Origin of the sequence: Streptomyces sp. NPDC057424, assembly GCF_042803315.1 — a bacterium.
GTDB lineage: Bacteria > Actinomycetota > Actinomycetes > Streptomycetales > Streptomycetaceae > Streptomyces.
This window is the reverse complement of record NZ_JBHVCP010000011.1, coordinates 111,454-131,925: the sequence shown is the minus strand read 5'-3', so window position 1 is coordinate 131,925 and position 20,472 is coordinate 111,454. Positions and strand designations below refer to the sequence as shown.

Sequence of the window (20,472 nt, the reverse complement as noted above, 5' to 3'; positions counted from 1 at the left end):
CGTCATTCGTCAGCGTGGCACCCATCAGGTCAAGCTGACCGTCGATGTGCGCTCCCGACAGCCGAACCGCGCCTCGCTCGCCGTGGCCAGTGGCCGTCAGGTTAACCAGCCTCACGCCGCTGCCGACCCGCAGGCCGTCGGCAAGCAAGGCCGGCCCGTCGTCATTCGTCAGCGTGGCACCCACCAAGTCAAGCTGACCGATGCACGCCTCCTCCAGCTGTACCGCGCCGTGTCCTCCCCGGCTGGTGACCGTCAGTCCAGCCAGATCGAGGCAATGCCTCACACTCACACGGCTGGCACACAAGGAGGGCAGCACAGCAGAGCGGAGCGACAAGGCTGGCAGTTCGGCGCGGACCAGGATGACTGGTTCATCGAACCGGCATCCGTCCAGCTGGACTGGGATGGAACTGCACACGTCAGTCAGATCAAGGTGACCGGTGATCCGTGCACCTGCCAGGCGGATGCCTCTAGGATCGAGCGCCCCACCGATGCGTCCAAGCAAAAGATCACGGATGTGCGTCGCTGTCACTCTATTGAGGTGCTGGCGCAGTCGTGCTGGCCCCCGTGTGCTGGTCACATTCAGCACAGCCCCCGCCTCTGCTGCCTTGCTAAGTTGGTCACGCACACCATCACGCTAAGCCGCTCAACATGCAACGGCTCGGACAAGACCTGCAGTATTGCTCCATCTGGCCCTCCAACAGCGACCTCCGACCGGCACGCGGCAGCGTGTCTCTGTTTGTGGCCCCGCGCCCGAGCAGTCAGGGACGGATGCCGTCGCCGTCCTCCCGGTTGGCGATCTTCAGGTCGGTGCTCTGTGGCGCGGTCCAGGTGCCGACCACCTGCAGGAACGTCTCGTGGGTCCGGTTGTTCTTGCGGGTGCACTGGTCGTAGACGACCCCGCCCCGGCCGATGGAGGCCGTGCCGACGCGGAAGCGGTGTACACCGACGAGGTCGCACTGGACGTAGCGGATCTGCGGAGCGCCTGATGTGACGTTGTACTCGTGGGCGACCAGGGTGGTGGAGATGCTCTTGAAGCCCAGCGCTGTGTCGGAGCAGCCGTCGAAGGTGATGTGCCCGTCGGCCCATCGGCTGTAGATGACCTGGGACCGCGTGTTGCGCATACATCTGGCAGCTGGCCGACTCGGACGCGCTACTGCGGCGCCTGGCCGAACGCAACCAGCGCGAGGACGCCAACGCCCGTCTCCCCCGAAGCCCTGGACGACTTCTTCGCCCGCTTCGACCCCCCGGCCGACGACGAGGACGTGATCGTCTACACCGGGGACCTAGACGTACTCGTGACGGCCCTCACCGAGGCCGGGCGACGGTAAGGTGGGGCCTCGGGTCCAGTGCCGTCAGCTACACGACCCGTAGGGGGCCGTCCCGCTGCGGGCGGCGGGCAGGCGGCGGACGTTGCCGTCCTGGGCGGCCTGTTCCCTCAGCCGCTGGATCTCCTCGTGCTGGGCCGTGAGCCTGGAGACGGCAAGTGTCTTGAACGCGGTGAGCTCGGCCAGAGCCTCGTCCCGCTTCGCGAGCCGTTCCTTGAGCTCGGCGACCTGGGCCTTGAGCCGTTCGATCTGCAACGTCCGGGGGTCAGGGGACTCGCCCGCGTCGCGCTGGGTCTTCAGACGGCGCTCGAACTCCTCGCCGAGGTGCTGGTAGGGGCCGGGGCGGGTGGTGCCGTCGCGGTTCTTCTTCGGGTAGAAGCCGGTACGGGTCACCCCCGCTTCGGCTGCCAGGGTCTTCAGATCGCATTTGCCGCCGGGCGGGAGTTCGCCCCGCAGCAGCCGGTCGATCGCGGCGCGGATCGCTTCCTCGTTGCGGGCCCGGTCTGCGTCACTGATCCGTGGCATGTCACTGGTCTCCGCTCGGTGTACCGGCCGCATTCATGATCTCGTCCACCACCCGCTGAGCCCGCTCCACCTCAGGCTCGAGCCGCTTCTTCTCGCCCTTGGGGAATCGCGGGTTGGCCAGGAAGACCTTGCCCGTGCCGACCTGACTCTGCCAAACAGGCAGGTGACAGGGGTGATGGGTGGCCTGCGGGCAGCGTGCGGAGTCACACATCCCGCCCAGCGGCTTCGTCGCGTCCGGGGTCCCCGCCAGCTTCAGGCACAGGGCCTTGTGCGGGTCACGGAACCAGCAGTAGTTCGCAGTCTGCAGATGCAGGTGCTTGGACTGCTGCCGCAGCAGGTTCTCCAGCCGCCGCTCGGCCTCCATCACCGCTGCGGTACCCGGCTCGTGCTCCTTGAGCACCGTGTCGATGTGCTCGAACGCCTTGATCAGCTCGCGGGCCCCGGGGCCCGCCGGCATGCGGCCCGCCCGGTAGTCCGCGAAGGCCTCCCTCGTCAGCTTCAGGTGGTGCTTGTCCTGCTCCCGCTCCACCTCGGCCAGCAGGTTGCCCTGGGAACCGCCGGGCCGCATCGCATAGCCCTCGGTCGTGACCACGGAGACATGCTTGAGGTGGATCTTCGCGGCCAGCAGCCCGCCGGGACGGTGGGCCAGTGACAGGGCGAGCGTCCGCCGCAGCATCCGCCCGTTCACCGGCCCGGCCGGAATCGGCGCCAGGCCGAGGCGCTGGCCGGCGGGGCTGTTGACCCACTCCCGCAGCTTCTTGTGCATGACGTCCATGGGCGAGCGGGCGAAGGCCCGATCGCCGTCCCGGGCCTGGTTGAGGCGGGCGGCGAGCTTCACCGCCCGCCAGGCCGGTTCCAGCACCACCCATTCCTCGGCGACGCCGCCGAACTCCTGCCCCTTGATCAGCTTGCTGCCCAGCTTGAAGCGCTGAGTTCCGCCAGAGACGGTGACCGGCGGCTGCGGGGAGTCGGCCGTCAGCTCGTCCAGTTCGCCCGCCCGCATGCCGCTCAGGGCCGCGACCAGGACCCGGCACGCCGCCAGCAGAACGAACTGCAGGCTCCGCAACTCGTCTCCGGTCAATGGCAGAGTCCACGGCACCAGCCGCTGTGAGTCGTCGGCACGGGGCAGCCGGGAGGCGTCCCGGCCGAACATGCCCGCGACCCCCACCTTGGCCACCACGGGCTCCAGGAACGGACGAAGATCCTCGACCAGGTGGTCCGCGACCCTCGCGTATCTGGAGCGGGTCGCCTGGCCGAAGAACTCGCCGACATCGACGTGCAGCAGCGGATCGTCGGGCCGCCAGCCCCGCTTTACGCGCCGGGTGACCTGCCGGGCGTCGATCGCCAGCAGCGGCACCTGCTCGCTGACATGCCAGTTGGCGGCGGCCGTGACGGCGGCCCGGTGCTTCGCGGTGACGGCCCGGGGGTTCTGCCCGCCCTTGTTCGCCCGGAACTCCAGCAGACGCTCGAACTCGTCAGCCACCAACGGCCCGAGCGCCTCCACCAGATACAGGGCCGCAGCCACCGTCGGCTGGAACACCTCCTCCGCCACCGGAGGGGTCGACGACACGGCATAGGTCTCCCAGCCCGCGACCTCGCTGACCGTGTGTCCCTCCCACGGCGTGAACCCGGGCCGGTAGGCGTCCACCGTAAACAGCTCGCGGTAGGTGGCCAGGTCCACGACCGGCCGCAGGATCGTCAGCATGGTGCCCGGCGTGATCGGCCCGCTGCCCTGCCGACGCTTGCGGCTCCGGACCGATCGGATCTGCCGGTACACCTCGCAGTGCTCCTGCATCACCTCACTCAGCGACGACATGCCCTGCTCGGTCACGAAGTTCATCCACCGCACCAGCTGCACGCAGAAGTTGAACGCCGACTCCGGCCTGTACGGCTCCCGCCGGGCCTCCGGAAGAGCCAGGACACGCTCGTGATCAGGCACGACCAGCGCGAACATGTACTCCTTGGCGGTCAGCCGCAGGGCCGGGTTGGTGATGCCGGTGAAGTCCAGGCGCTTGACGTTGCTCCGCACCCCCTTGGGGAACTTCACTCCTGACAGGTCCCAGAAGTCCTCGTCGAACACGGGACGCGGGCCGTCCGGCCACATGTCCCATCCGGCCTCGCGGCACACGTCCAGTCCCGCGAACGGGGACTTCAGGGCCCACTGGCGGGGGATGGGACCAGCGGGGCTCTCGACGATCAGGGCGGTAGCGCGGGTCACTGGGTTCCTTCCTCGGGCCGAAGCGGCAGCTCGGAGTCGATGTCGTCCACCTCGCCGGCCGCCTTCTCAAGCAGGCGGGCGTCGAAGCGGGGCAGGATGTCGTGGTCGAGGCGGTCGGCGTAGGGGCCGAACACCGCGAGGAACTGCTGCACGGTGAGCTGCCGTGACTGACGAGCGAAGTAGGCCTTCAGCCGAAGCAGATTCGGTGCATGCCGGGGTGTGAAGACCGCCAGCGGGCACAGCAGGCACACCCAGGGCCGGGCCGGACAGGGCTTGCCCTTAGGACCGTGAAGTCCAGCGAGCTGGTTGGCGCACGCCGCGGTGAACACGTCCATCTCGCCGCCCAACAGCTCGGCCATGGCCTCGGCGTCCAGGCCCAGGCGGGCGGCCTGCTCGGGCTGCTCGGTGACGAACTCGGCGGCCTCCTCGTCACTCAACACGATGGGCGGGCGACTGCGCCGCAGAATGTCGGCCTGGGCGTCCTCGATGATGGCCTCCACCGACTCGGCCTGGGCGGGCGTCGTGGTCGAGACGTAGTGGCTGCCCTCCACTGCGGCCGTGTGATTCGGGTCGATCTTCGTTCGGCCAGTCCAGCCCCGACGCGCCAGGACGTTGTGGTACGTCGTGCGGATCCGCGCCGAGTGCAACAACAGCGGCTCCCCCGCGTCCGTATGCAGATCCAGCTCTTTCGCCAGCTGGCGCCGGGCCTTGTTCCCGCTCTTGGGAGCGGCCCGGGTGGACAGCGCCGACAGCCGGGACTTCGCTCCGTCCGTGCTGCGGTACTCGGTGTCCAGGAAGACGAACAAGTCGCCGGCTATCGACTCCGGAGCCAGTTGTCGCACCGGCTCCGACAGCTCCAGCCAGCGCTCCAGCAGCCGCACGGCCCGAGCCGGAAGGTTCACCGATTCCGGGCCGCGACGCCCCTTGACGTAGTCCATCAGGACCGTGCGGTCCCCGGTCCACGTGAAATCGTCCAGCCCCAAATCGCGGATACCGTCCGGGACGACGCCGCTGTAGACGCCGAACAGTAGACGCATGGCCGTCGCCACCTGTACCGGCGGGTACATCGCACTCCGCACGTCCCGGTACTGGCCGCCGATGCCGTCGCGGAAGTAGTCGACGGTCAGCCCCATCACCCTGGTGGCGTACGCGACTTTCAACGGGCCGTGCTCGCGCAGCAGCCACGCGAAGTTCTGCCGGTTTCGGCCGAGATCGGAGCTGTCAGGACCGAGCGCGGCCAGGTCAAGGACCTCGCGCTGACGGGCCACGGCCTGCTGCACATAGTCCCGGAGCCCGGCCTCGATCTGCCGCCACTCACCGTCCGTGTACGGCTTCAGTGGCTTGCCTCGAGGGCGGCCCTTGATGGCCTTCCCCTCCAGGTAGGCCCGAATGCCGGCGTCCACGCGGTCCCCGCAGCCGACCAGCAGGCGCCGGGTGTGGAAGACGCGTCTGCCCCCGACGGACATCCAGTACGACAGGACGTGACTCGCCCGCAAATCCGCCAGACGCCCGTGAAAGCCCATCGCGGCCAGCTCCGCGACCATCCGGCGGATCGTCGACGTGTACGTGACCGCGCTCTGACGTGCGGCGATGCGCCCCAGAGGGTGCACCATCTGGACCAGGCCATGGGCGAGGTCCTCCGCCAGCCTGTCGTTGGCCGTGGCGCTCAGATCACCCGTCCAGGCCGGGTCGTGGGGGAACGTGAACTCGATGCGCAGCGGGTCGTGTTCGACACGGGTCACCATGCCGCATCCTCCTCGTCAGCGAACTCGGCGTCGGCTTCCGCGGCGGCCTGGCCGCTGTACTTGCCCGCCTTTTCGTAGAGCTCGCGGTAGATCCGCTGCACGTCCAGGCGCTGGATATAGATTTCCGTGGTGGTCACGCTGGAGTGCCCGAGCAAATCTCGCAGCACCATCAGTGGGTCCGCCTTCGTCAGGTACAGCGACAGCGCGGCGTCCTCGTCGGCGTCTGCCACCAGGGCAGCCGCCCGCTGGTAGTGGCCCTTGACCAGCCTCTCCAGCGTCGCCATCGCGAACGTGTGGCGCAGGACGTGGGGGCCGACCGTGGGGAACCGCGGCTCGAAGTCCCGCCGGATGCGCTCCGAGGTCCGGCGGAAGACAGTCGCCCAGTCGACGAACGGCGTCCCGTCTGACTGCACCGCGATGATTGCGGGTGCCCCCTCCGGCGTCACCAGCCGCAGCCGCTCGTTCAAGGTCAGCTTTCGCCAGGAGACCCGGCGGCCATTGACTTTCCCGCCTTCCCAGTCCGGCTCGGTGATCATCAACGGTTCGCCCAGCCGCGGATCGGGACTGTACTGGCGGCCCTCAGTCAGCATCGCGCGGTCCAGCTCGACGTACTGGTGCATATCGGCCAGGGGGGGCGTAACTGACCCACGTCTCCCGGGGCTTCTTGCCCTTGGTGATTTGCGCTGACAGCGGGAACCGAGCTGGAACCGCGCTGCTGCGGGCCGGCAGGGCGGGCAGCTCGTACGTCAGCAAGTGCGTGAACTCCTGGGCCCGCAACCCACTCGATGACACCAATGCGCCCATCGCGGCGTTGCGCCCCAGGTGACGGCCGCGGAACGAGTCCGGCTCCCCATCCGGGCGCAGTCCGGCCAGCGCCCGGAGGAACAACTCAAGGAAGTCGCTCTCCAGATACTTCACCGTGACGTGCGGCTTCGCCCGCCGCACCGTGGCGGTGTTCCGCCGCGCGAGCTGCACACCGGCCTCGGTGTACCGCCGGACCATCTGGTACGTGAACGGCACAGAGGCACAGAGGCCTTCATCATCGGCCCACGCGTAGAAGCGCGCCACGGTGTTGATGTTCTGGTCCCACGTGCCCTCGTCCCAGCGGGCCTCCAGCGGCCCCGCGAATCGGTACTCCGAGAACGCACTCAGAGCGTCCCGCAAGGGCTGTCGCTCCCCGAGCGGATCCACGCAGATTCTGGCCAGGAACTCCAGCCAACTACGCAGAGCCTGCGCGTAGTTCTTCCAAGTGCTGTGAGATCGAGCCCCGTTGAGGGGGAGATCGCGCAGCCAGCGGTTGGCCGCCACTGTGGGTCGGGGTACGCCGTCATCCTCGAAGGCCAGGTCCTCGTCGATCAGGACCGGCATGCCTTCGGGGATCAGCGGCTGACGTCCAAGCCCCCAGCTCTCCCAGCCCGTTCGGCTGTAGAAGATCAGATGCATGTCGCGCACCGTACGATTGAGACTCAAAAGAGTGCAAGAGACATTGATGCCTCTCCTGATCTCGGGCTACCTCAAAGAGACACGAGAACTAAGCAAGAACTACCTCCGAGTACGCGATGGGAATCGTCGCGGCGGTGGCGTTCGCGGTGGTGCTCTACAAGGTCGTCACGAGCGGCCCGGTCAGCGCGGAGCTCCAGAACATCGTGAAGGAAGCCCTCAATGCGCGGATGTGAGCGGGGCGCCGACCGGGGGTTCGTCACGGCGGAGTCGGCCGTGGTGCTGCCCGTGCTGGTGATGTTCGCGATGGCGCTGGTGTGGGGGCTGCTGGTCGTGGCCGCGCAGATCCAGTGTGTGGACGCGGCGCGCACAGGTGCGCGTGCGGCGGCCCGCCAGGACCCGCCCGGCGCGGTCGTGAAGCTGACCCGTGAGGCGGCGCCGCCCGGGGCGAAGGTGACCGTCAGCCGGGATGCGGAGCACGTCCGGGTGGTCGTCGTGGCCGAACCATCGGTGCTGCGCGGTCTGTCCTTCGCCGTGCGCGAGGAGGCCGTGGCCTCGGTGGAGGAGGCGGTGGGCACGTGAGGCGGCGCCGAGGACAGGCCGGCTCGGGCCGGGCGTCGTCCGCCGTCCGGAGCGACGGCCCCGACCGTGGGTCCGCCACCGTCTGGAGCGTCGGGGCGATCGCCGTCCTGTGCGTGGTGTTCGGAGTCGTCCTCGCGCTCGGCCAGTCCGTCGTCATCCGGCATCGTGCGGCGGGCGGGGCGGATCTCGCGGCGCTCGCCGCCGCGGACCACTGGGCCGATGGCACTACGGCGGCCTGTGCCCGGGCCGGCCGGGTGGCCCGGGCACAGGGCGTACGGCTCGTGCGGTGCGAGGTCGCCGGGGAGATCTCGGACGTGACGGCGGCGTCGGGACGGGGGCCGTTCACGGCGGAGGTCAGGGCGCGGGCGGGGCCTCCTGAGGCTCCGCTGGATCTGCCGGCGACCGCTCCGTTGCCTCGTCCGCCCGCTCCTTCTCCTCCGGAGCCCCCTCCAGCAGCACCGTGAGGAGCCGCACGGCCCCCCTCTTGTGTAGCGGGTCGTTGCCGTTGCCGCACTTGGGGGACTGGATGCAGGACGGGCAGCCGGCATCGCACTCGCAGGAGGCGATGGCCTGGCGGGTGGCGGTCAGCCAGGTGCGGGCGGTGTGAAAGGCGCGCTCCGCGAAGCCCGCGCCACCCGGATGGCCGTCGTAGACGAAGACCGTGGGCAGGAGCGTGTCGGGGTGCAGCGGGATCGACACCCCGCCGATGTCCCAGCGGTCGCAGGTCGCGAAGAGGGGCAGCAGTCCGATCGACGCGTGTTCGGCGGCGTGCAGGGAGCCGCCGAGGATCTCCGGGTTGATCCGGGCCCGGTCCAGCTGGTCCTCCGTGACGGTCCACCACACGGCGCGGGTGCGCAGCGTACGAGGAGGGAGGTCGAGCTTGGTCTCGCCCAGGACTTCACCCGTGATGAGCCGGCGACGCAGAAAGGAGACGACCTGGTTGGTGACCTCGACGGAGCCGTAGCAGAGGCGGCCGTCGCCCCAGGGGATCTCGACATCCGTCTCCAGGACGGAGATCGACGTCGTGTCGCGGGCGACCGTGGAGTACGGCGGGGCGGCCTCCTCGACGAGGGCGACGGAGTCCTCCAGGTCCAGCGACCGCACCAGGTAGGTGCGGCCCTGGTGGAGGTGGACCGCCCCCTCGTGCACCGTCGAGTGGGCGGCGCTCGCGTCGACCGTGCCGAGCAGCCGGCCCGTGCCGGTCTCGACGACCTGGACGGGGCGTCCGCCCTCACCGCGGATATCGGTCAGGTCGGCGGCGCGCTCGCGGCGGGTCCAGTGCCAGGCCCTGGTGCGGCGGCGCAGCAGCTTCGCGGCCTCCAACTGGGGCAGGAGGCCCTCGCTGGCAGGTCCGAACAGGGCGAGGTCCTCGTCCGTCAGGGGCAGCTCCGCGGCGGCCGCACACAGGTGCGGGGCCAGCACGTAGGGGTTGTCCGGGTCGAGGACGGTCGATTCGACGGGCTGGTCGAACAGTGCCTCGGGGTGGTGGACGAGGAAGGTGTCCAGCGGGTCGTCGCGGGCGACCAGGACGGCCAGCGCTCCCTGCCCGGACCGTCCGGCCCGGCCCGCCTGCTGCCACAGGGAGGCGCGCGTACCCGGGTAGCCGGCGATGACGACCGCGTCGAGGCCGGAGATGTCGATGCCGAGTTCGAGGGCGTTCGTCGCGGCGAGGCCCAGAAGTTCACCCGAATGGAGGGCCTGTTCGAGAGCGCGGCGCTCCTCGGGGAGATAGCCGCCCCGGTAGGCCGCGACACGCCGGGCCAGCGATCGGTCGACCTCGGCGAGACGTTCCTGGGAGATGACCGAGATCAGCTCGGCGCCGCGCCGGGAGCGGACGAAGGCGACCGAGCGCACGCCCTGCACGGTGAGGTCGGTCAGCAGGTCGGCGGCCTCGGCGGTGGCCGTACGGCGGACGGGTGCGCCCTTCTCGCCGTGCAGCTCGGTCAGCGGCGGTTCCCAGAGGGCGAACACCAGTTCACCGCGTGGGGAGGCGTCATCGGCCACCTCAAGCACCGGCACACCGGTGAGGCGGCGGGCGGCCACCGCGGGCTCGGCGGCGGTCGCGGAGGCCAGCAGGAACACGGGCGACGCGCCGTAGCGGGCACACAGGCGGCGCAGCCGGCGCAGCACCTGGGCGACGTGCGAGCCGAAGACGCCGCGGTAGGTGTGGCACTCGTCGATGACGACGTACTTCAGCGACTTCAGGAAGGAGGACCAGCGGGGGTGGGACGGCAGGATGCCGCGGTGCAGCATGTCCGGGTTGGTCAGGACGTAGTTGGCGTACTGGCGGATCCACTCGCGTTCCTCGAACGGAGTATCGCCGTCGTACACGGCTGCGCGGACGGAATTGCCCAGGGGATGTGAAAGTTCCTTCACGGATCGGCACTGGTCCGCCGCGAGTGCCTTGGTGGGGGCCAGGTAGAGGGTGGTCGCGCCACGGCCGTTCGGGGCCTCCGCGCCCTCCAGAAGGGTGGACAGGACCGGCACGAGGTAGGCCAGGGACTTGCCGGAGGCCGTGCCGGTGGCGACGACGACCGAGTCGCCGTCCAGGGCGTGCTCGGCCGCGCGTGCCTGGTGGGCCCAGGGGTGTTCGATGCCCGTGGCCCGCAGGGCCGCGACGACCTCGTCGCGGATCCGGTCCGGCCAGACGGCATGCCGACCCGCGCGTGGGGGCAAGTGCTCCGTATGAGTAATGCGCGAAGCCCTGCCCGGACCGGACGCGAGCCGGTCCAGGACCGCGCCCGGCGCCGGTCGGGAGGCGGGGTCCGACGGGGTTCGATCGGATCGGTGATTCTTGGCCATCGGCACCGAGTGTGTCACTGGCGTGACGGACAATGGAGCCAAGGCGTCGTGCACGCCTGCCGGTAAGTGATTGAATGCCATCGCGGCTGGCGAAGCGTCCAGGGGCTGAAGCCGAATGCCCCTAGGGCGACCGCTCGATAGCAAGGTGCTGGAGGATCCGTGGACCTGTCCCTGTCGACCGAAACCATGGGCGATCGCACGATCGTCAGGGTCGGTGGCGAAATCGACGTATATACCGCGCCCAAGCTGCGCGAGCAGTTGGTCGAGCTGGTGAACGACGGCAGTTTCCACCTTGTCGTCGACATGGAGGGCGTGGACTTCCTCGACTCCACCGGGCTCGGCGTACTGGTCGGCGGCCTGAAGCGCGTGCGTGCCCATGAGGGCTCCCTGCGCCTGGTCTGCAACCAGGAGCGCATTCTGAAGATCTTCCGTATCACCGGCCTCACCAAGGTGTTCCCCATTCACACCTCGGTCGAGGAAGCGGTTGCGGCCACCGACTGACACCGGTCCCGGGCCGTGTGCCCGGGCCGGCCGACCATCGGCAGAAGTGAAGACCGAGGGGGCCCGGGTTTCGCCGGCCCGGAGCCTCTCGACAGCACGCCCGTAGTTGCGAGGGGGATGCATGGCCACCGTTGAGCTCCGCTTCAGCGCGCTGCCCGAGCACGTCAGGACCGCCCGGCTGGTGGCGGCAGCGGTGGCGCGCAGGGCCGGAGTGGACGAGGCTGTCCTCGACGAGGTCAGGCTCGCCGTTGGCGAGGCGTGCACCCGAGCCGTCGGGCTGCACCAGACCGGCGGGATCTCGGCACCGGTGAAGGTGCTGCTGATCGAGGAGGAGAAGCAGTTCTCCATCGAGGTCGGCGACGAGGCCGCGCACGCGGTGGCCGGTGAGCGCACCCCCGGCGGTGCCGACGGGGAGGCCGACGAGGACGAGATGGGCCTCGCGGTCATCAGCGGACTCGTCGACGACGTCGAGGTCAGCGCGGGAGAGCACGGCGGGCTGATCAAGATGACCTGGCCGACCACGCCGCCGCCGACGATTCTGGTCTGAGACCGCCGCCGCACACACCGTTCTTCCGAAGGGCCCCACCCGTGGGGCCCTTCGTCATGTGCGGGTGTCAGTGCTCGCCTTTACAGTAGTTCCTGTGCCGTTCATCGCGTGAATTCGTTCACGATCATTCGCGCGCTCCCCGGCAGCCTAAGAATGCTTTCAGGGCATTACCTCGGAAGGCCAATTCCGTTTATCGCGCTCTGTTTTGATCAGGTTCCGGTACCTACAATCCCGTCCACATCTTGAGCTCAGCCCAAGCGTCAAGGAGGACGAATGGCGGGGCTTTCCCTCTCACAACAGTCGGGCCATCCCACAGACCTCGCAGCCGCCGTACTGACCGATGGCAACCGCGTCCTCATCGTGGTCATCGCGGTCGTCGCACTGGCGGCACTGGCGGTCGCGGGGGTCCTGGTACGCCAGGTACTCGCGGCCGGCGAGGGCACCGACAGCATGAAGAAGATCGCGGCAGCGATCCAGGAAGGCGCGAACGCCTATCTGGCCCGTCAGCTGCGCACGCTCGGCGTATTCGCCGTGGTCGTGTTCTTCCTGCTCATGCTGCTGCCCGCGGACGATTGGAATCAGCGTGCCGGACGGTCGGTGTTCTTCCTGATCGGAGCGGCGTTCTCGGCGGCCACCGGTTATATCGGCATGTGGCTCGCCGTACGCAGCAATGTGCGCGTCGCCGCTGCGGCGCGTGAAGCCACCCCGGCGGAAGGCGAGCCGGAAAAGGATCTGACCACCGTCTCGCACAAGGCGATGAAGATCGCCTTTCGCACGGGCGGCGTGGTCGGCATGTTCACGGTGGGCCTCGGCCTGCTCGGCGCCTCCTGCGTGGTGCTGGTGTACGCGGCTGACGCGCCGAAGGTGCTCGAGGGCTTCGGTCTCGGAGCCGCACTGATCGCGATGTTCATGCGGGTCGGCGGCGGTATCTTCACCAAGGCCGCCGACGTCGGCGCCGACCTGGTCGGCAAGGTCGAACAGGGCATTCCGGAGGACGACCCGCGCAATGCCGCGACCATCGCCGACAACGTGGGCGACAACGTCGGCGACTGCGCGGGCATGGCGGCCGACCTCTTCGAGTCGTACGCCGTGACCCTGGTCGCCGCGCTGATCCTCGGCTCCGCCGCCTTCGGAGACGCCGGGCTCGGCTTCCCGCTGCTCGTGCCGGCGATCGGTGTGATCACCGCCATGATCGGCATCTTCGCGGTGGCGCCCAGGCGCGCCGACCGCAGCGGTATGAGCGCCATCAACCGCGGGTTCTTCATCTCCGCGGTGATCTCGCTGGCGCTGGTGGCGGTGGCCGTCTTCGTCTATCTGCCGGGGAAGTACTCCGAGCTGGACGGGGTCACCGACACCGCGATCCTGGGCAAGGACGGCGACCCGCGGGTCCTCGCGCTGGTCGCGGTGGCCATCGGTATCGTGCTCGCCGCCCTGATCCAGCAACTGACCGGCTACTTCACCGAGACCACCCGCCGGCCCGTCAGGGACATCGGCAAGAGCTCGCTCACCGGCCCGGCCACCGTCGTCCTCGCCGGTATCTCCGTCGGTCTCGAATCCGCCGTCTACACCGCCCTGTTGATCGGTCTCGGCGTGTACGGGGCGTTCCTGCTCGGCGGTACGTCGATCATGCTGGCGCTGTTCGCGGTGGCGCTGGCCGGCACCGGCCTGCTCACCACGGTCGGCGTGATCGTCGCGATGGACACCTTCGGGCCGGTCTCCGACAACGCGCAGGGCATCGCGGAGATGTCCGGCGACGTCGAGGGCGCGGGCGCGCAGGTGCTCACCAACCTGGACGCGGTCGGCAACACCACCAAGGCGATCACCAAGGGCATCGCGATCGCCACGGCCGTGCTCGCGGCGGCGGCGCTGTTCGGGTCGTACCGCGACGCGATCTTCACCGGCGCGCGGGACGTCGGAGAGAAACTCAGCGGGGAAGGCGCCCCGATGAGTCTGATGATGGACATCTCGCAGCCCAACAACCTCGTGGGTCTCATCGCCGGGGCGGCGGTCGTCTTCCTCTTCTCGGGGCTGGCGATCAACGCCGTGTCGCGGTCGGCGGGTTCCGTGGTCTACGAGGTGCGGCGGCAGTTCCGCGAGAAGCCCGGGATCATGGACTACAGCGAGAAACCGGAGTACGGCAAGGTCGTCGACATCTGCACCAAGGACGCGCTGCGCGAGCTCGCCACCCCTGGTCTGCTGGCCGTGCTGGCGCCCATCTTCATCGGGTTCACACTGGGCGTCGGAGCGCTCGGCGCGTTCCTGGCGGGCGCGATCGGCGCGGGCACGCTGATGGCGGTGTTCCTCGCCAACTCCGGCGGCGCCTGGGACAACGCCAAGAAGCTCGTCGAGGACGGCCATCACGGCGGCAAGGGAAGCGAGGCGCACGCGGCGACCGTGATCGGCGACACGGTCGGCGACCCGTTCAAGGACACCGCCGGCCCCGCGATCAACCCGCTGCTGAAGGTCATGAACCTGGTGTCGCTGCTCATCGCGCCCGCGGTGATCAAGTTCTCCTACGGTCCGGACAAGAGCATCGGGGTGCGGATTCTGATCGCCGTGCTCGCGTTCCTCGTGATCGCCGGGGCGGTGTACGTGTCAAAGCGGCGCGGAATCGCCATGGGTGACGAAGACAACGCCGGATCGGAGCCCAAGTCGGCCGACCCGGCGGTGGTTTCGTAGGGAGGTTGTCCGAGCCCCGGATCAAGGTGTGGGCGGGTGGCGCGCGTTGACGCGTCGCCCGCCCGCGCTGTGTGGGTGGACGTTCACGCGTGAGCCTTCTCTCGCTTGGTGCAAAAGGTTACAAAATGGTCTTAATAGACGCTCGGCGTGCGGTTGCCGTGCATCTGGCGTGTATGTTCCGGGGCCGAGAGCCATGGAAGGGACCAAACCGGTGAACAAGAAGCTCGCGGCCGCACTGTCCGGCGGTGCGGTACTGGTACTGGCGCTGTCGGGCTGCGGCGGCGACGACAGCAACGACAAGCTGGACTCCTGGGCCAAGCAGGTCTGTGACGCCGTACAGCCGCAGGCCAAGAAGATCGAGTCGGCCAATGCCGCGATCCAGAAGGAGACCTCGGACAACAGTACGCCGGAGAACGTCCAGAAGACCGACGCACAGGCCTTCCAGGACATGTCCGACGCCTACAAGGCGATCGGGACCGCCGTGAACAAGGCCGGGGCGCCGGACGTCGAGAACGGCGAGAAGAAGCAGCAGGACGCGGTCAAGGAGCTCAACTCGATCTCCGCCTCGTACGCCTCCCTGAAGAAGCAGGTCGACGGGCTCGACACCAAGGACCAGGGCAAGTTCGCCGATGGCCTGAAGGACATCGCCACCGAGCTGGACAAGCTCAGCCAGAGCGGGAACGACGCCCTCAGGAACCTGGAGGAGGGTGAGGTCGGCCAGGCGATGGCCCAGCAGTCCAGCTGCAAGGCGGCCACGGCGTCGGCCGGGTCCACGCAGAGCTGAGAGGGCCGGGCAGCGGGCAGCGCGGCGGGGGAGCACGGCGGCTGAGTCGCGGGTGACCGCGGGTGACCGAGGGTGCCTGTGTGCCGAGCGGCAGGAACGCGTGCCATCCCCCGCACGGGCACGTGCGGTACCCGCACCGGCGGCCACAATGGGGGCGTGAGTAACGCCAGCCAGTCACCCGTGCCCCCGCTGCCCGCCTCCGACCGTCCCGATGTCGCCGCCCGGCTCCGGGACGCCCTGCTCGCGGCCTCCTTCACCGCCGACGGACTGCTCGACCTGCTCGGCGCCCCCGCGTACGCGGCGCTGGCCCGGAGCGAGACCGTGCCCGCGCTCCGGGCGACCCGCGGGGACACGCCGCTGGAGCTGCTCGTCCGGCTGTTCCTGCTCCAGCAGCCCGTGCCGCGATCGCGCGTGGCGGAGGTCCTGCCCGTGGACGCCTGCCTGGAGAGCGGCTGGCTGGCCCGGACCGGCGCGGACGAACTCGCCGCCACGGTGGACGTCCGGCCCTACGGCGGGCCCGGCGGCGAGGACTGGTTCATCGTGTCGGACCTCGGCTGCGCGGTCGGCGGCGCCGGCGGGATCGGCCACCGTGACGAAGGAGTCGTCCTCGGAGTCGGCGGCGCCTCCACGACCCTCGCCGGCATCACCGTCCGTATGCCCGTCGCAGCAGCGCTCGACCTCGGCACCGGCTCCGGCATCCAGGCCCTGCACGCCGCGCAGCACGCCACGCGCGTGGCGGCCACCGACCTCAACCCGCGCGCCCTGCACATCACCGCCCTCACGCTGGCGCTGTCCGGCACCGCGGCCGCCGAGCTGCGCGAGGGCTCCCTCTTCGAGCCGGTCCGGGACGACGAGACGTACGACCTGATCGTCTCCAACCCGCCCTTCGTGATCTCCCCCGGCGCCCGGCTCACCTACCGCGACGGCGGGATGGGCGGGGACGATCTGTGCCGCACGCTCGTTCAGCAAGCGGGCGACCGCCTGAACGAGGGCGGGTTCGCGCAGTTCCTCGCCAATTGGCAGCACGTGGAAGGGGAGGACTGGCAGGACCGGCTCAGGTCCTGGGTGCCCCGGGGCTGCGACGCGTGGATCGTGCAGCGCGAGGTGCAGGACGTCAATCAGTACGCCGAGCTGTGGCTGCGTGACGCCGGCGATCACCAGGGCGACGCGGCGGAGTACCAGGCGCGGTACGACGCGTGGCTCGACGAGTTCGAGGCGCGCAAGGTGAAGGCCGTCGGCTTCGGCTGGATCACCCTGCGCAGGACGAGTGCCGCCGTGCCCTCGCTCACGGTGGAGGAGTGGCCGCACCCGGTCGAGCAACCGCTCGGCGACACGATCCGGGCCCACTTCGACCGGCTCGACTACCTGCGCGACCACGACGACGCAGCTCTGCTCGAAGGACATTTCCGGCTCACCGCCGAGATCGTGCAGGAGCAGGTCGGACTGCCCGGCGCGGAGGACCCCGAGCATGTCGTGCTGCGCCAGAACCGCGGCATGCGCCGGGCGACCCGGGTGGACACGGTCGGCGCGGGTTTCGCGGGCGTCTGCGACGGCACGATGAGCGCGGGCCGCATCCTCGACGCCATCGCCCAGCTGATCGGCGAGGACCCGGTGCTGCTGCGCGACCGCACACCGGCCCAGATCCGGCTGCTGGTCGAGCAGGGGTTCCTGGAGCCGGTGCGCTGAGTGGACCGCGAGGGGCGACCTCGGGGGTGTCGAGGAGGCTCGCCAACAAATTCGAGTCGATTTGAACACGTCGTCCGGAACGGGCCATGAGGAACCGGACGTCCTTGATCCACCGTCGTGTCGCCCCGGCGTTCACCTCAGGTTCGCCTGCCCGCCGCCCGCACGTGTCAGCCTCCCGTGGCTGGGATGCGCGGACAGGGAGAGAAGGGGGCGCGGCGGGTCATGGAGAGCGAACCGGCGATCTTCGCGGGAGCGGTGTTCTCCCTGTTCGGAGGTGCGCTGCTGGCGTGGACCGTGACGCGCGTGCGTCAGGACCGGCCCGTCGCCGAGGGGGTGAGGCCGGTCGCATCGGCGACCGTCGCGAGCGTCGTCGCGGTGTTCGCCCTGGCGGCCGGAACCTGGTGCTTCACCCGCCTCTGAGACCCGGGCCGGGGACGCGCCTTTCGGTAACCGGGAGGTCGCACTCCGCATGGGGCCCGGCCTGCTCCCGGCACTCCGGGCGGCAGGATTGGTGGTAGTCGGGTTACCGTTCGAGTGGCCGTTGCGGGCTTTTCCCGTTTGACACGGGGGCGGGATGTACCGTCACACTCCGCAGCGTCACCACGTACCCAGCCCCGGTAAGCGACTCCGGGGAGGCCCCAGCGTCGACCGGAGAGAAGAGCGAAGTTGTCCCCGACCAGCGAGACCGCGAAGGGCGGCCGCCGACTCGTCATCGTCGAGTCGCCTGCCAAGGCGAAGACGATCAAGGGCTATCTCGGCCCCGGATACACCGTCGAGGCGAGCGTCGGGCACATCCGCGACCTTCCCAACGGCGCCGCCGAGGTGCCCGAGAAGTACACCGGCGAGGTCCGCCGCCTCGGTGTGGACGTCGAACACGACTTCCAGCCGATCTATGTGGTCAACGCCGACAAGAAGGCGCAGGTCAAGAAGCTCAAGGACCTGCTGAAGGAGTCCGACGAGCTCTTCCTCGCCACCGATGAGGACCGCGAGGGCGAGGCCATCGCCTGGCACCTCCAGGAGGTGCTCAAGCCCAAGGTCCCGGTCAAGCGGATGGTCTTCCACGAGATCACCAAGGCCGCGATCCAGGCCGCCGTGGCCAACCCGCGCGAGCTCAACCAGAAACTCGTCGACGCCCAGGAGACCCGCCGCATCCTCGACCGTCTCTACGGCTACGAGGTCTCGCCGGTCCTGTGGAAGAAGGTCATGCCGCGGCTGTCCGCGGGCCGTGTCCAGTCGGTCGCCACACGTCTCGTGGTGGAGCGGGAACGCGAGCGCATCGCCTTTCGTTCGGCTGAGTACTGGGACCTGACGGGCACTTTCGCGACCGGCCGCGCGGGAGACTCGTCGGACCCGTCGTCGCTGGTCGCGCGCCTGCAGACCGTCGACGGCAGGCGGGTCGCGCAGGGCCGCGACTTCGACTCCCTGGGACAACTGAAGAGCGCGAACACCCTCCACCTCGACGAGGCGAACGCCCGCGCCCTGGCCGCCGCCCTCGAGGACACGCGGTTCGCGGTGCGCTCCGTCGAGTCCAAGCCGTACCGCCGCTCGCCGTACGCCCCGTTCCGTACGACGACGCTGCAGCAGGAGGCCAGCCGCAAGCTCGGCTTCGGCGCGAAGGCCACCATGCAGGTCGCGCAGAAGCTGTACGAGAACGGCTACATCACCTACATGCGTACGGACTCCACGACCCTGAGCGACACGGCGGTCTCCGCCGCCCGCGCCCAGGTCACGCAGCTGTACGGCGCCGACTACCTGCCGCCGCAGCCGAGGACGTACGCCGGGAAGGTCAAGAACGCGCAGGAGGCCCACGAGGCGATCCGCCCCTCGGGTGATCGTTTCCGCACTCCCGCCGAGACCGGGCTGACCGGTGACCAGTTCAAGCTCTACGAGCTGATCTGGAAGCGGACCGTCGCCTCCCAGATGAAGGACGCGACGGGCAACAGCGTCACGGTGAAGATCGGCGGCACGGCGGCCGACGGCCGGGACGTCGAGTTCAGCGCGTCCGGCAAGACGATCACCTTCCACGGCTTCCTGAAGGCCTACGTCGAGGGTGCCGACGACCCGAACGCCGAGCTGGACGACCGCGAGCGCCGACTGCCCCAGGTCTCCGAGGGCGACGCCCTGAGCGCCCGGGAGATCACGGTCGACGGGCACGCCACCAAGCCCCCGGCCCGCTACACCGAGGCCTCCCTGGTCAAGGAGCTGGAAGAGCGCGAGATCGGGCGCCCGTCGACCTACGCGTCGATCATCGGCACGATCCTCGACCGCGGCTACGTCTTCAAGAAGGGCACGGCCCTGGTGCCGTCCTTCCTGTCCTTCGCCGTGGTCAACCTCCTGGAGAAGCACTTCGGGCGGCTCGTCGACTACGACTTCACCGCCAAGATGGAGGACGACCTCGACCGCATCGCCCGCGGCGAGGCCCAGTCCGTGCCGTGGCTGAAGCGGTTCTACTTCGGCGAGGGCACCGTCGGCGGCGCCGCGGCCGACGCCGGCAACGGCGACGGGGACCACCTCGGCGGCCTCAAGGAGCTGGTGACGGACCTGGGCGCGATCGACGCCCGCGAAGTGTCGTCGTTCCCGGTGGCCAACGACATCGTGCTGCGAGTCGGCCGCTACGGGCCGTACATCGAGCGCGGCGAGAAGGACACCGAGCAGCACCAGCGCGCCGACATCCCCGACGACCTGGCGCCCGACGAACTGACCGTCGACCTGGCGGAGGAGCTGCTCGCCAAGCCGAGCGGTGACTACGAGCTGGGCACGGACCCGGCCACCGGCCGCACGATCGTCGCCAAGGACGGCCGCTACGGCCCGTATGTGACGGAGGTCCTCCCCGAGGGCACCCCGAAGACGGGCAAGAACGCGGTCAAGCCGCGCACGGCGTCCCTCTTCAAGACGATGTCCCTGGACACGGTGACTCTGGACGAGGCCCTGAAGCTGATGTCGCTGCCGCGTGTCGTCGGCGCCGACGCCGAGGGCCAGGAGATCACCGCGCAGAACGGCCGCTACGGCCCGTACCTGAAGAAGGGCACGGACTCGCGCTCGCTGCAGGCCGAGGAGCAGCTCTTCACGATCACGCTGGAGGAGGCGCTGGCGATCTACGCCCAGCCCAAGCAGCGTGGCCGGGCCGCGGCCAAGCCGCCGCTGAAGGAGCTGGGCACCGACCCGGTGAGCGAGAAGCCGGTCGTGGTCAAGGACGGCCGCTTCGGCCCGTACGTCACCGACGGCGAGACCAACGCGACCCTGCGCTCCGGCGACAGCGTCGAGGAGATCACCCCGGAGCGCGGCTTCGAGCTGCTCGCCGAGAAGCGCGCCAAGGGGCCGGCGAAGAAGACCGCGAAGAAGGCGGCCAAGAAGGCGCCGGCGAAGAAGGCGACGACGGCCAAGAAGACCGCGGCGAAGAAGACCACGACCGCGAAGAAGGCGACGGCGAAGAAGACCACCACCGCGAAGAAGACGGCCGCCAAGACGGCGACCGCCGCCAAGTCCGCGGAGGACTGAGGCCGTTCGAGCCCTGTCCGGAAACCGGACCACGGCGTCCGGTTCTTCGCCCAGGGTTCGGAAAGCGAACGCCCCGGCAACACTTCGGTGTCGGGGCGTGCGCATGCCAGACCGCGCCCCCCAGGGTGTCGGTGGCTCCC

General features: G+C 69.4%; 16 protein-coding genes and 2 pseudogenes. 10 read left to right on the top strand and 8 right to left on the bottom strand.

Annotated features, from left to right (window positions below; all coding sequences use genetic code 11):
* The 7 genes and pseudogenes from ACFU3E_RS12630 to ACFU3E_RS12600 all read right to left on the bottom strand — a co-directional run.
* Positions 1 to 529: pseudogene (locus tag ACFU3E_RS12630) on the bottom strand (hypothetical protein); the annotation flags it as partial.
* 229 nt (positions 530 to 758) lie between these two features.
* Positions 759 to 1,121 (bottom strand): hypothetical protein, encoded by a 363-nt coding sequence (locus ACFU3E_RS12625; protein ID WP_384155599.1) that lies wholly within the window; start codon positions 1,119 to 1,121, stop codon positions 759 to 761.
* Positions 1,122 to 1,352: 231 nt separating this feature from the next.
* Positions 1,353 to 1,850, bottom strand: coding sequence for a hypothetical protein (locus ACFU3E_RS12620; RefSeq protein WP_384155596.1), 498 nt, complete (start codon positions 1,848 to 1,850; stop codon positions 1,353 to 1,355).
* 1 nt (position 1,851) lies between these two features.
* The gene (locus ACFU3E_RS12615) at positions 1,852 to 4,068 is read right to left on the bottom strand and encodes a hypothetical protein (RefSeq protein ID WP_384155593.1); all 2,217 of its coding nucleotides are present in this window, start codon (positions 4,066 to 4,068) and stop codon (positions 1,852 to 1,854) included.
* A complete protein-coding gene (locus tag ACFU3E_RS12610) occupies positions 4,065 to 5,813 on the bottom strand; it encodes a hypothetical protein (protein ID WP_384155590.1) in 1,749 nt (582 codons plus the stop codon). The genes ACFU3E_RS12615 and ACFU3E_RS12610 overlap by 4 nt, the downstream gene beginning before the upstream one ends.
* Entirely contained in the window at positions 5,807 to 6,433 is a 627-nt protein-coding gene (locus tag ACFU3E_RS12605; protein WP_384155588.1) for a hypothetical protein, read from the bottom strand. The genes ACFU3E_RS12610 and ACFU3E_RS12605 overlap by 7 nt, the downstream gene beginning before the upstream one ends.
* Complete coding sequence (locus ACFU3E_RS12600; protein ID WP_384155585.1) at positions 6,393 to 7,256, bottom strand: site-specific integrase; 864 nt, start codon at positions 7,254 to 7,256, stop codon at positions 6,393 to 6,395. The genes ACFU3E_RS12605 and ACFU3E_RS12600 overlap by 41 nt, the downstream gene beginning before the upstream one ends.
* Before the next feature lie 101 nt (positions 7,257 to 7,357).
* Here ACFU3E_RS12600 and ACFU3E_RS12595 point away from each other — a divergent pair.
* The 3 genes and pseudogenes from ACFU3E_RS12595 to ACFU3E_RS12585 form a co-directional block, all read left to right on the top strand.
* Positions 7,358 to 7,489: pseudogene (locus tag ACFU3E_RS12595) on the top strand (DUF4244 domain-containing protein); the annotation flags it as partial.
* The gene (locus ACFU3E_RS12590) at positions 7,476 to 7,835 is read left to right on the top strand and encodes a TadE family type IV pilus minor pilin (RefSeq protein WP_384155582.1); all 360 of its coding nucleotides are present in this window, start codon (positions 7,476 to 7,478) and stop codon (positions 7,833 to 7,835) included. The pseudogene ACFU3E_RS12595 and the gene ACFU3E_RS12590, both read left to right, overlap by 14 nt.
* Complete coding sequence (locus ACFU3E_RS12585; protein ID WP_384155579.1) at positions 7,832 to 8,299, top strand: Rv3654c family TadE-like protein; 468 nt, start codon at positions 7,832 to 7,834, stop codon at positions 8,297 to 8,299. The genes ACFU3E_RS12590 and ACFU3E_RS12585 overlap by 4 nt, the downstream gene beginning before the upstream one ends.
* Here ACFU3E_RS12585 and ACFU3E_RS12580 read toward each other — a convergent pair.
* Positions 8,190 to 10,718 (bottom strand): DEAD/DEAH box helicase, encoded by a 2,529-nt coding sequence (locus ACFU3E_RS12580; protein WP_384155576.1) that lies wholly within the window; start codon positions 10,716 to 10,718, stop codon positions 8,190 to 8,192. The genes ACFU3E_RS12585 and ACFU3E_RS12580 overlap by 110 nt on opposite strands.
* Before the next feature lie 78 nt (positions 10,719 to 10,796).
* Between ACFU3E_RS12580 and bldG the strand changes: the two genes are divergently transcribed.
* The 7 genes from bldG to topA all read left to right on the top strand — a co-directional run bounded on the left by bldG (position 10,797) and on the right by topA (position 20,332).
* A complete protein-coding gene (gene bldG, locus ACFU3E_RS12575) occupies positions 10,797 to 11,138 on the top strand; it encodes an anti-sigma factor antagonist BldG (RefSeq protein WP_003991900.1) in 342 nt (113 codons plus the stop codon).
* A gap of 121 nt (positions 11,139 to 11,259) precedes the next feature.
* On the top strand, positions 11,260 to 11,685 hold the full coding sequence (locus tag ACFU3E_RS12570) for an ATP-binding protein (protein ID WP_384155573.1): 426 nt from the start codon (positions 11,260 to 11,262) through the stop codon (positions 11,683 to 11,685).
* Positions 11,686 to 11,958: 273 nt separating this feature from the next.
* Positions 11,959 to 14,364 carry a sodium-translocating pyrophosphatase gene (locus ACFU3E_RS12565; protein ID WP_384155570.1) on the top strand — a complete coding sequence of 802 codons (2,406 nt, stop codon included), beginning with the start codon at positions 11,959 to 11,961 and terminating at the stop codon, positions 14,362 to 14,364.
* A gap of 193 nt (positions 14,365 to 14,557) precedes the next feature.
* A complete protein-coding gene (locus tag ACFU3E_RS12560; protein WP_384155567.1) occupies positions 14,558 to 15,148 on the top strand; it encodes a small secreted protein in 591 nt (196 codons plus the stop codon).
* Between the two features lie 156 nt (positions 15,149 to 15,304).
* A complete protein-coding gene (locus ACFU3E_RS12555) occupies positions 15,305 to 16,834 on the top strand; it encodes a methyltransferase (protein ID WP_384155564.1) in 1,530 nt (509 codons plus the stop codon).
* 222 nt (positions 16,835 to 17,056) lie between these two features.
* Entirely contained in the window at positions 17,057 to 17,254 is a 198-nt protein-coding gene (locus ACFU3E_RS12550) for a hypothetical protein (RefSeq protein WP_384155698.1), read from the top strand.
* 246 nt (positions 17,255 to 17,500) lie between these two features.
* Entirely contained in the window at positions 17,501 to 20,332 is a 2,832-nt protein-coding gene (gene topA / locus ACFU3E_RS12545; RefSeq protein WP_384155561.1) for a type I DNA topoisomerase, read from the top strand.
* Positions 20,333 to 20,472 lie beyond the last annotated feature (140 nt).

Excerpts from the sequence above, each read along its gene's own strand:
- ACFU3E_RS12610 (WP_384155590.1), bottom strand. The coding sequence starts at position 5,813 with ATGGTGACCCGTGTCGAACACGACCCGCTGCGCATCGAGTTCACGTTC.
- ACFU3E_RS12560 (WP_384155567.1), top strand. The coding sequence starts at position 14,558 with ATGGAAGGGACCAAACCGGTGAACAAGAAGCTCGCGGCCGCACTGTCC.
- ACFU3E_RS12600 (WP_384155585.1), bottom strand. The coding sequence starts at position 7,256 with ATGCATCTGATCTTCTACAGCCGAACGGGCTGGGAGAGCTGGGGGCTT.
- ACFU3E_RS12590 (WP_384155582.1), top strand. The coding sequence starts at position 7,476 with ATGCGCGGATGTGAGCGGGGCGCCGACCGGGGGTTCGTCACGGCGGAG.
- ACFU3E_RS12565 (WP_384155570.1), top strand. The coding sequence starts at position 11,959 with ATGGCGGGGCTTTCCCTCTCACAACAGTCGGGCCATCCCACAGACCTC.
- ACFU3E_RS12550 (WP_384155698.1), top strand. The coding sequence starts at position 17,057 with ATGGAGAGCGAACCGGCGATCTTCGCGGGAGCGGTGTTCTCCCTGTTC.
- ACFU3E_RS12570 (WP_384155573.1), top strand. The coding sequence starts at position 11,260 with ATGGCCACCGTTGAGCTCCGCTTCAGCGCGCTGCCCGAGCACGTCAGG.
- ACFU3E_RS12580 (WP_384155576.1), bottom strand. The coding sequence starts at position 10,718 with ATGGCATTCAATCACTTACCGGCAGGCGTGCACGACGCCTTGGCTCCA.
- ACFU3E_RS12625 (WP_384155599.1), bottom strand. The coding sequence starts at position 1,121 with ATGCGCAACACGCGGTCCCAGGTCATCTACAGCCGATGGGCCGACGGG.
- ACFU3E_RS12605 (WP_384155588.1), bottom strand. The coding sequence starts at position 6,433 with ATGCACCAGTACGTCGAGCTGGACCGCGCGATGCTGACTGAGGGCCGC.
- ACFU3E_RS12620 (WP_384155596.1), bottom strand. The coding sequence starts at position 1,850 with ATGCCACGGATCAGTGACGCAGACCGGGCCCGCAACGAGGAAGCGATC.